The 11,888-nt window shown below is 57.0% G+C and carries 4 protein-coding genes; all 4 read right to left on the bottom strand.

Annotation, left to right across the window (positions count from 1 at the left end):
- Positions 1–4: 4 nt before the first annotated feature.
- Complete coding sequence (gene recD, locus IM271_RS03460; protein WP_192971669.1) at positions 5–1,825, bottom strand: exodeoxyribonuclease V subunit alpha; 1,821 nt, start codon at positions 1,823–1,825, stop codon at positions 5–7.
- A complete protein-coding gene (gene recB, locus IM271_RS03465; RefSeq protein ID WP_193052172.1) occupies positions 1,822–5,364 on the bottom strand; it encodes an exodeoxyribonuclease V subunit beta in 3,543 nt (1,180 codons plus the stop codon). The genes recD and recB overlap by 4 nt, the downstream gene beginning before the upstream one ends.
- Positions 5,361–8,243 carry a pitrilysin gene (gene ptrA, locus IM271_RS03470; protein WP_193052173.1) on the bottom strand — a complete coding sequence of 961 codons (2,883 nt, stop codon included), beginning with the start codon at positions 8,241–8,243 and terminating at the stop codon, positions 5,361–5,363. Before ptrA ends, recB begins: the two co-directional genes overlap by 4 nt.
- Before the next feature lie 263 nt (positions 8,244–8,506).
- A complete protein-coding gene (recC, locus tag IM271_RS03475) occupies positions 8,507–11,881 on the bottom strand; it encodes an exodeoxyribonuclease V subunit gamma (protein ID WP_193052174.1) in 3,375 nt (1,124 codons plus the stop codon).
- Between the last annotated feature and the right edge of the window lie 7 nt (positions 11,882–11,888).

Here is an 11,888-nt window from a genome sequence, read left to right on the forward strand (position 1 = left end):
TCGTTCAGAGGGAGTCAAATATCGCGCTCAGCCCGCTTCGGCGCTCCGTGCGGGTGGCAATCGCCTGTACCAGCACCCGTTCATCGGTATACAGCGACAGGCGCTGACGCGCGCGCGTAATGGCGGTATAGATCAGCTCGCGGGTAACGACGGGGGAAAGCTGTGTGGGCAGGATAAGTGCCGCATGGTTAAACTCAGAACCCTGGGATTTATGCACCGTCATCGCCCAGGCAGTTTCATGCTCGGGCAAACGGCTCGGCTGGAAGGACTTCACGCTACCGTCCGGCATCTGGAACCAGACGCGGAGCCCCTGCCCGCGATCGAGCGCAATCCCGATATCCCCGTTAAACAACCCCAGCGCGCTGTCGTTGCGGGAGATCATCACCGGCCGGCCTTCATACCAGCGCGAGTGCGGAGTACGGTTGATTTTACGCTTTTGCGCCAGCAACTGTTCCAGCCTGTCGTTCAGGCCGCTGACGCCAAAGGGCCCTTCCCTCAACGCGCAGAGCAGCTGGTATTCGCCAAACGCGGCAATGACCTGCTCCGGCGTGTTTTGCTGCTGTACGCCCGTCAGAAAATGTTGGTACCCCAGCAGGGCGTCATCCAGCATCGCCTGATACTCTTCCCCGGTTTGCAGCGATTTTTTCTCAATATCGGTAAAGGTACCGTCAAATACCGCACAGGTAGCGTGCCGGTCGCCCCGGTTCACCGCCGCCGCAAGCTGACCAATGCCGGAGTCGCTGCCAAAACGGTAGCTTTTTTGCAGCAGACACAGGCTGTCGCGCAGCGCCCCCGCAAGTAAATGGTTTTCAGCCGCGAGCGAACATCCGGTCAGGCGCGCCAGCTCCTCAGCGCGTTCAGCGGTATACCCCAGGCTGGCATAGGTGCAGATATCGCCCAGCACGGCCCCGGCCTCAACGGAGGCAAGCTGATCGCGGTCGCCGAGGAAAATGACGCGCGCGTGCGGCGGCAACGCATCAATCAAACGCGACATCATCGTCAGGTCAATCATCGATGCTTCATCCACCACCAGCACGTCCAGATGCAGTGGGTTACCGGCATGGTAGCGCAGACGCTGGCTACCCGGCTGCGCGCCGAGCAAGCGGTGCAGCGTGCTGGCTTCGTTAGGGAAAAGCGCAAGCCGCTCCCCGGTAAGCGGCAGTTTTTGCAGTGCGCCGCCTAACGACTCCGTCAGACGTGCAGCCGCTTTACCGGTGGGTGCCGCCAGGCGGATACGACACTTTTGCTCACCCGATAACTCAATCAGCGCGGCAAGCAGCTTAGCCACGGTGGTCGTTTTACCGGTGCCCGGCCCGCCCGAAATCACCGATATCCGCCGCGTTAACGCCACTGCTGCCGCCACTTTCTGCCAGTCTGTCTCGTCGTCAGAGGTAAACAGCGTATCCAGCGTTTGCCGGAGCAGTGCTTCATCGCACGGGAGCGGAGTATTGGTCTCGCTGAAGAAGCGCGCCACCGTCAGTTCGTTACGCCACAGCCGGTTCAGATACAAACGTTCGCCCGTCAAAATCATTGGCGTACCGGTATCGGCGCTGCTGACGGCGGGCGAGCGGAGTAATATTTCTTGCCAGTCCACTGCCTCACCCAGAAGCGCGAAACACGCCTGTAAAGCCGGCGGCATTTTCTCATCCACCACCAGACGTGAAAGCGGCAGACAGACATGCCCTTCTCCCGCATCTTTACTCAGGATCGCCGCGGCAAGCATAACGGCAGGCTCTTCACCCGCCACCATCATGGCAAATTGTACGTCCAGGTGGCGAAGTGCACGTTGTTCAATTGCGTCCAGCAGTAGCGCCTGCATCGTCATGCTACCTCCTCCGTGCTTGCAGCAAACAGGTTATCCATCTTTTCAATCAACTCCACAGCCGGGCGGGTGCTGAAGATACCCGAACGCGGGTCGTTAGCATCCACGCCGCGCAGAAACAGGTAAATGACGCCGCCAAAATGATCTTCATAGCGATAATCGGCCATGCGATGGCGCAGGTAACGGTGCAGCGCCAGGGTGTAAAGCTGATACTGCAGATCGTAGCGATGCATTTGCATCGCTGAGGCCATCGCCTGCTGGGTATAAGCTTCGCTGTTTGCCCCCAGCCAGTTCGATTTGTAATCCAGCAGGTAGTAGCGCCCTTCGTGGCGGAAAACCAGGTCGATAAAGCCTTTCAGCATCCCCTGCACCTGGCGAAAATTCAGCGGCGGACACCCGGCGGATAACGGATCGTACTCGCGGATCAGCGCATCAAGCGCCTCGGCCCTGAGCGGGCTGGCGATGGGGAGGTAAAACTCCATCTCCACCTGCTTATCTTTGGCGGTCAGCTGGCTCAGCGAGATCCCCTGCGCCGTGAGCGGCGCGTGCAGAACAGCGCGGATCCATTCAGTGAGAACCGGCTGCCACTGTGCGTCGTAGCCGCCGCTCTGTAACATCTTCAGCACCCACTCTTCTGATACCGGCTGGGTAAAATCCAGCTCTTCAAACAGGCTGTGCAAAAACGTGCCCGGCGAGGCGCCGCGCGGAAACTGATGCGGCGTGAGCGCCGGCTCGACGGGCACGCTCCCGGCCCCAGCGGCATCCACGTCCAGTTTTGGCATCAGATCCTGCGCAATACTCTGTCCGTGCTGCTGTAAACCGGAGTAACTGGTGACGCGCCAGTCGTCAGCGATTGTGCGAGCCACCTCGCGGGCATGCAGCGCTGACTCTCCCTGCTCCGGCGTCTGCCAGCGGCTGCTGTCGGGCTGGGAGGGAATATGCAGGGCAACATGCTCTGAGCAAAGTGATTCGATGCACTGGCGCAGCCCTGCGGCATCTTTAGGCTCGCCGCGCTGAATAAGCCGCCCCAGCGCGCTCAGATGAAAATCACTCTCGCCGCTCTTTTCGCCACGGCGACGGAACAGCGGCGCGACGCCCAGGGAACAGTGCCAGACCGAACGGGTCAGCGCCACATATAGCAGGCGCAGGTCTTCCGCGAGACGCTCGGCTTCGGCCAGCTCGACGCTGGACTCCGCATTGCTGAGGTCGAGTACCGCTTCGAACGACTCGCGATCGTGGTAAAAAGCCTGGTCCTGCACGCGATAATTGGCGATAAACGGCAGCCAGACCAGCGGATATTCCAGGCCTTTCGACTTGTGAATGGTGACGATCTGCACCAGATGTTTATCGCTCTCGAGGCGCATCTGCTGGCTGGAAGAATTGCTGTTAGGGTCGGCAATCTGCTGGGCCAGCCAGCGCACCAGAGCATGCTCGCTCTCCAGCTGCGTACCCGCTTCCTGGAGCAGCTCGCTGATGTGCAAAATATCGGTCAGACGGCGCTCGCCGCCCGCTGTCGCCAGCATGTTTTCCGCAATGTGACGCTGTGCCATGAGCTCGCGCACCATCGCCATCACGCCGCGCTTCTGCCATTTTTCACGGTAGCGCACAAACTCTTCTACCACAGCATCCCACGCGGATTCGTCAGTATTAAGCGCATCAATGTCACGCGCGTTCAGCCCGAGCATCGCGCTCGCTAAGGCGCTGCGGAGCGTGCTTTCACGCTCCGGGGCCAGCACAGCCTGCAGCAGCCATAGCATCTCGAGGGCTTCCAGCGTTTCAAAAACGCTGTCGCGGTTGGAGAGGTAGACGGACGGTATATTCAATAGCGTCAGGGCGTCGCGGATAAGCGCGGCCTCCTGACGACTTCGCACCAGCACCGTGATATCGGATGCCTTTACCGGGGCTGGTTTATCCTCCTTCCACAGCAGCGCATCGCCGCGCGCGCCTGCGCTGAGCCAGTCCCTAATTTGCGCCGCACAGTGCTGGGCCATAGCATTTTGATAGTCCGCGACACCCCAGCCTTCCCCGTCAAGTAGCCAGAAGTTCATGGCTGGCTGAGTTTCGCCATTAACCTCGAAGCGCAACGCGGTATTTTTAGGGGCGAACTTGACCGGCTGGAAAGGGATCTCCCGGAACATAAACGCCGTATCCATGCGGCTGAAGAGCGCATTGACGCTTTCCACCATGCCGGGAGAAGAGCGCCAGTTGGTGTCGAGCGTGTAGTGCGCGTCAACCTCGCTGCGGGCTTTCATGTAGGTAAAAATATCCGCACCGCGGAAGGCGTAAATGGCCTGCTTAGGATCGCCGATTAACAACAGCGCGGTGCCGGGCTGCTGGCGCCAGATACGGCGGAAAATGCGGTACTGCTGTGGGTCGGTGTCCTGAAATTCGTCAATCATCGCGACCGGAAAGCGGGTGCGAATCGCGGCGGCAAGCGCTTCGCCATTCTCACTGCACAGCGCCGCATCAAGTCGGCTCAGCATATCGTCGAACCCCAGTTCGCCCCGGCGACGCTTTTCACGCGCGACGGCGTCGCGGATCTCCGTCATGGCGCGGACGATCATCAGATCGTTGAGCGTCAGGGGCTCCGCCAGCAGGGTTTCAATCGCCAGAAACAGGGGATGTTCAGGCACGATACCGTCGGCTTTGGTCCGCTCAACCAAGAAACGCCGGGAGAATTTCTCCAGCGCATCCGGGAGCTGGTAACCGCGCGTCTCTTCCTGCGCCCACGCGCTGATCTTCTCGATCCATTTGCCCTGGTTGCCGCGATTGAACTTACGTCGATCGATCCCGGAATTCTCGATAATCGCGTCAATCTCACCGACTGACTCAATCCATTTTTGTTTGATGTCGGCAATTTTAGCGATGATTTTTTCATGGCGTGAGGCCAGGGTTTCATCCGCCGGGGGCGGAGATTTGATAACCGGCGCTTCCCCCTGAAGATAACGATCGATGGCGCGCAGCAGTGCTTCGGGCCCCTTCCACAACGCATGTACAGCTTCCGCAATATCCCGCTGTAACGGATAGCAGTGGCGACGCCAGAAATCCGCGCAGGCCTGATAGCGAAGCACGGATTCATCTTCAATAAGCTGCTGCTCAAACAGCATGCCGGATTCAAACGCATTCAGGCTAAGCATGCGCTGGCAAAAACCGTGAATGGTGAAGACGGACGCTTCGTCCATCTGCCTTTCTGCGAGGAGCAGCCACTGGGCTGCCTGTTGCTTATCGGCAATCTCTTTCAGAAGGCTCGCGTAAAGAGGGTTATCCGTGCTCTGGCGCAGACAGGCGATGCGCAGTTCGTGGATATTGGTCCGAATACGGCCGCGCAGCTCAGCGGTGGCGGCCTCGGTAAAGGTAACAACCAGCAGCTCTTCAACGCTCAAAGGACGAGGAAAAGCGGCGTTACCGCCAAGCCCTAACAGCAGGCGCAGATAGAGCGCGGCGATGGTGAAGGTTTTTCCCGTTCCCGCTGAGGCTTCAATCAATCGTTCACCCTGCAGAGGTAAACGTAAGGGATCAAGGGACTCAGCGGTATCGGTCATTCTTTCTTACTCCAGGGCATAGATTGCTGCAACGCGCTGACGCTCTTCCAGACTTTCCAGCCTTTCGGGTTCACGTAGTCCGTTTTCCCGTTCTGGCTACCGGAAACCTGAGACAGGATAGTGATGCCCTGCGGCTTAATCACGGCCTGATGGAAGAAATCGGCAGCCTTCTGCGGCGTCAGCTGTTTTATCTCGGCCACTACTTTATCACGCGAATCAAATTTCAGATTACCGCGATCGAAATCTTTGCTCAGCTGCGACGCCTCTTCGCCCAGCGTCTGCGGCGGCTGCATCACCTGCGCGATGACGGCCTGCTGGATCTGAGCAAACTCTTCCGGCTTCATGGCCCGCAGTTTTGCTTCCACCTCCGGGAAGAACGCCTGATAGCGGTGCCAGAGATAGGCCGGCTGTTTGTCGCTGCTTTGCAGCAGGAAGCCCAGCCCCCATTGACGCCCCACGTTCATTGAGAAAGCAAATACCGCATAGCCAAGCTGCTCTTCTGTGCGCAGCTGGTTATAGAACCACGGCTGAATAATCTGACCCAGAACGGCGCTCTGCGCAGAGCTTGCGAATTCATCATAGCCCGTTGGCACAAACACCGCGGCCAGCGCGGAATCGGTGCTGCTCCCCGCTTTTTCAAAGATCACATTCTGTTTTTTCTCAACCAGCACGTCCTGGTTACGGCACCACTCGTCCCCTTTCGAACCGAGCTGCGTGCGAACATTTTCTGCCAGCGTTTTGGCCTGATCTTCGCTCATGTTGCCGACGATAAGAAACTCCGGGCGCGTGTTGGTTTTTAGCGAGTCACGGTAAGCCAGCACCTCTTTTAATGAGATTGATGGCAGCAAGGCACGGCGTTCTTCACGCTGGAAATAAGGTATTTGCGACAGCATTTGTGCCGGCATAAGCGCCTGATCGTAAGCTTTGCCCTTTTCTGCAGAATCCATCATCTGCGCATACCAGGATTTAGCCTGCTCAAGCTGCTCTTCCGTTGGCGTGTAGCTGAAGTACCCCTCGAGCAGTGCCTTGAAAAGCTGAGGCAGACGCTGAGTATAGCCATTTGCATTAAGCATCAAACCGTTGTTGGCGTTGGTGGAGAAACTGATCCCGCCCACGGCCGCCTGGTTGCTGAGCTGATCGAGCGCGATACCGGCCAGATAGTCATTGAGCGCGAACATCACCTGATTTTTGGCGCTGTTCATCGCTTTCGGGTTACGCAGGACCACGCTGACATCGGCCTTTGGCTCGCTCGCAAAATAACGGCTTGGGGTATACACCACGCGCAGCGTCGGTTCATCAATAATGAGCTCCGGGTGCGGATAATCCTTAGTCGTTTTGATCAGCGAGAAATCATCCGGGATATAGGGGTTCAGCTCCGGCAGCTTCAACGCAATCTCACCGGCCTTCTTCTGCCAGTCGGCGAAGGTCTGGTCGCTGATTTTGTCGACCTGATAAGGGGCATCAACAAAGTATGCCGTCTTGTTATGCGGTTCGTTCGGGCTGATGTACCAGATACGGGCATTTTGCGGCGTCATCATCGCCAGGCGCGCTTTTACCGCCTCGGCATCATAACGATCGGCAATATTGACCGCGTCGAGCGTGTGCGCCACCGGCACGCGGATCATGGTATCCGCCAGCCACTCCACGTAATCCATATCGCGGGTAATGGACGGGTAACGGAAATCGAGATCCAGCACGTGCGCCAGTTCATCAAAATAGCGCTTATCGACGCCTTTCTCGCGCAGTAAAGAGAGGTAGCTAAAGATAGCCGCCACCACTTCATCACGGTTGGCCTGACCTTTGTCGGTCAGGGTGGCGGAGATCGCCAGCACGCCGCTGTTGCCGTTTACCACGGGATCGGAATCGGCGCGGATCCCTTCCACCAGCCCCTGTTTTTGCAGCCAGTCAGATAAGGTTCCCGGGCTGCGGTTACCAATCAGGTAGGTCACCAGCTCGTCGGTTTTACTGCGAAACTGGGCTGTGTTGTTATCAATGCGGAACTCAACGCGCAGCACTTTGCGGGGCATGGCAGGAACGTAGTGGATGACGATCCCTTTTTGCGCGTCCGTGACAACCGGTACGTCTATCTTCGGCAGGTCAATATTTTTATTCGGCACCCGGCCAAACGTTTGTGCCGCCAGTCCGGCAAGCTCCGGCAACGGTTTGTTGCTGTAAATAACCGCCTTCATCAGGTTGGCGGAGTAGTATTTGTCACGAAACGCATGCAGGGCGTCAATGACCGGGCTTCCCGGTTTATCGCTCAGCGTCTCCAGGTTACCGCCCGAGAAACGTGAGCCCGGATGCGCCGGGTTGATGGTCTCGGCGCTGACCTGCGCCATACGCATACCGTCCCGGGTACGGGCCATGGTCAGCTCCGCATTGACGGCATTGCGCTCGCGGTCGGCGTATTTTTTATCCAGCAGCGGCGCGGCGATAGCATCGGCAAGACGATCAACCGCCCCTTCCAGCGCGTCATTTTCGACTTCGAGATAAAAGGCCGTGCGGTACGGTGCCGTGCTGGCGTTGTGGCTGCCGCCGTGCATTTTCAGGAATTCAGAAAGGCTATCCGGCTGCGGATATTTTTTAGAGCCCATCAGCGTCATGTGTTCGAGGTAATGCGCCAGCCCCGGATGCGCCTCAGGATCTTCGAGCGATCCAACCGGCACCACTAACGCCGAGAGGGATTTCACCGCCTGCGGATCGGAAACCAGCAGCACGGTCATACCGTTATCAAGGCGGATAGCCTGATACTGACGGGTATCTTTTTCGCTCTTACGGATAGTTTCCTGAACGGGTTGCCAACCGGAGTCTGCCTGAGTGACGGGAGCCCAAAGGGCGACAAACAAAACAAACGCTTTGAACAAGGTGCTGCCTGGCATTACGACCTCTTTATCACGGCTATCCCGTCATACTTCAAGTTGCATGTGCGTCGGCTGCATGCGTTCCCCCCAGTCACTTACTCATGTAAGCTCCCGGAGATTCACGCCCTTGCCGCCTTCCTGCAACTCGAATTATTTAGGGTAAACATCATTAACAAACTGCGTGCTGGACACGCCAACATCTCTTTATTTAGGTACATCAGTCCGTGATAAGAAGTGCATCATAAATGAACACCCCATACTGCGCAATTTTTATACAGCACTCAGGACTGATTAAACTTAAACAACGGTAACAGGTAGCGCTGTGCCTCTTCCGTAATAGCCTCGAAGTATTCTGGTTCAAGCGTTCGCCATAAACGTTGATACCAGACATCCTCACCTTCACCGCGCACCATCATGTTTCCTTCATAGGCCTGCATAAATTTACTGCGTGCTTTCTGCAGCGAAGCCTCATCCGTTAACATCGCATCATTCTGCGCGTCATAACAGGCTTTTATCCACGCACCGCCACTTTCGGGCAGTAACAGGAGGGGTTTGTTCATTCCCTGAAGATAGCCCTCAATATACAAGGACAGATAGCGTAACGCCTGTTCTGATTCCATAGGTGGGAAGCGCCATTCGCCCTCTTTGCGCACGAAGATCCGGCTTTCACCTTTATTCCCACCCGCACTGTAGACAAGATGTTCCAGCCAGAGTTGCAATCCTTGTGAAACGCTGAGCAGAGAAGGCCGCCAGCGCAGTAGCCCATCTGGCTGAACCTGGGTTAGCCAGCCCGTGAGCTGTATGCCCTTGCAGCTGAGATCGATTTCGATGCTGTGTCCGGGCTGGCGGTGCTCCCTGACGCGCTCCGCCAGAGCGGTCATCTCCTGGCACTGCGCCTCCCAGACGATTTCCCCAAACGCACCGTAAGGTAGTTGCCCTGCGGCACGGTAGCGGCGGTAAAGTTTGTCTGCATCTTCCTCTTCAACCAGCGCATTAAGCAGTTGAAGGTTTAGCTGATAGCGCTCCAGCCCTTCCAGAGTAAAGGGTTCTGCATCAGGAATTTCGCTCTCTTCAGAGCGGAAGTTGACCTGTAATCGCTGCTGGAAGAAGGCGCGCACCGGATGCGCCCAAAACCGCTGAAGCTGTTCGAAAGTCAGAGTGTTAATGGGCAGCGGATCAAGCGGCTGAATAAAATCCGTATGGGCTCTCCCCTCTTTTTTCGCTGCTGGCAGCCATTCGCGGGCATAGCTCTGCTGTTCGCTGACAATATAGTTTACCGGGTCAAACGGCATGCGGCTGTGGATACAGGTAATGTGCGCCTTCACCCGCTGCTCGCTTTCATCGCAGTTAAGCGCCTCATCCCCAGCCAGATAGTGGCTCTGGCCGATATAGTCCACCAGTTCCTGCACCAGAACGGAGGGGAAGCGCTCGCTGTTGTCCTGAATGGAACGACCGATATAGCTGATATAGAGCTTACTTTGAGCGGAGATGAGCGCTTCAAGGAAGAGATAGCGGTCATCATCACGACGGCTACGGTCACCCCGCTTTGGATCTGCGTTCATCAAATCGAACCCCAGCGGTGCCAGGGCCCGAGGATAAATACCGTCGTTCATGCCGAGCAGGCAGACCACCTTAAAGGGAATTGAGCGCATTGGCATCAGGGTACAGATATTGATGGGGCCTGCCAGGAAACGCTGGCTGATTCGCTCCTGGTCAAGGCGCTGCGTCAACTCATCTCTCAGCAGCGACAAAGGAATCGCTTCGCGATAGTGGGAATTCACGCCCTCGTCAACGATAGCCTGCCACTGCGTTTCAATGAGCGCCATCGCCGCTTCGGTGTCGTTGTCTGGCAGGAAGAAATCATTAAGTAACGCCCTGCACACCGGGAGCCACTCTTCAAGCGGACGCGGCTGCATTAGCTCACGGCGCCAGCGGTTAAGCTGCATCAGCAGAGAAGCTAAATGCCCTACCAGATCAGCAATCAAACCGCTGGACTCATCGTAAGGCAGCACTTCGTTCCACTCGCCCTGGCTGCTCTCCATGGCGTAGCCCAGCAGCATACGCGTCAGGCCAAACCGCCAGGTATGCTGGCCGGTTGGGGGAAGCTCGAACTCCTGAACGTTATCGTCATCGATGCCCCAGCGAACGCCTGATTCGTTTACCCACTGGCGAAGGTAGCGCAGCCCTTCTTCATTGATGTTGAAGCGGGCTGCCAGCACGGGAACATCCAGTAACGCCAGAACATCTTCGGAGATAAACCGGCTATCCGGCAGTGAAAGCAGGGTGATAAATGCCTGCAATGCCGGGTGCGACTGACGGGCACGACGGTCAGAGATGGCGTAAGGCAGATATCGCTCACCCGTCGCACTGCCGAAGACGGCCTGAATAAAGGGACTGTAGCTGTCGATGTCCGCCACCATCACCACGATATCGCGCGGCGTCAGTTCAGGGTCGTCCTGCAGCATCGCCAGCAGCCGATCGTGAAGCACTTCGACCTCACGCTGCGGGCTATGACAAACATGGATCGTGATACTGCGATCCTCAGCGTCCAGCTTCCGCTTGCTGTCGCTGCGCTCAAACTCTTTCGCCGTCACGCCCATGACGGCGCGGTTCTCCAGATCCAGAATATCTAACTGAATATTATGCAGCAGACTATCCGGGGCGATCTCGACAAAGGCGTCAACGTCACCTTCGCCTGATGACGTAATATCGGAGAGCATGTGAATGTAATCACGCCCCAGCTTCCCCCATGAGGCAAGCAGTGGATTTGGCAGGTTCTGGATGCCGTCTTCATCAAAAAGCTGCCCGGCAGTCGAGCCGTCTTTAAACAGCGGGACGGATCGTTCTTCAAAAAGGCGCTTTCGCTGGCGAGTCACCAGCCGCGCAAGCCAACGTTCGTCGAGGATATCCCCCCAATACTGTCGGCAAGGGTTGGTGAACAAAATATGAATATCGATATGTTTACCCAGCGCATTCAACGCTTTCAGATAAACAGGCGGTAATGCGGATATCCCACAGATAAAAACGCGTGACGGCAGTCGGGCTGGACGCGCCGACGCATTCTCGAGTATTGAGATAAACCGATCGTACAGGTTGGCACGGTGCCACTTAGGTTGCCCAAGTTTCTCCGTATGCTCGACCAGCGCTTTCCAAAGCGGTGCCTGCCATATTTGCGCCTCCGGTAACCCTTCAACCAGTTCGCCCGCTTCCCAGCGAATTAACCAGTCAGAACGGTAAACAAGGTATTGGTCGTAGAGATCGGCGGTGCGCGACGCCAGCTGGAACAGCTTGCGCTTATCGGTATCGTCATTAAGGTAGTGGCGCAGCATGGCGAATTCATCGTGCTGGAGCATTTCCGGCAGCAGCGCCATCAGCTTCCAGCTCATGCCCTGCTTGTTGAAGGCGCTCTGCTCGGGGATGTCCGGTAACACGCGAACAAACATCTCCCAGATAAAGCTCGCGGGCAGCGGGAAATCAATATTCGCGGCAATGCCAAACTTACGGGAAAGCGACATTTGCAGCCACTGTGCCATACCGGTGCTCTGCACCAGCACCATTTCAGGCTCAAAAGGATCGTCGAGCCGCTCGCGCTCAACGATAAATTCCATCAGTGCTTCCAGCACATCCAGACGATTTGAGTGGTAGACCCTTAACATAGACGCT

It is taken from the genome of Enterobacter cloacae complex sp. I3 (genome assembly GCF_014896175.1).
Classification (GTDB): domain Bacteria; phylum Pseudomonadota; class Gammaproteobacteria; order Enterobacterales; family Enterobacteriaceae; genus Enterobacter; species Enterobacter bugandensis.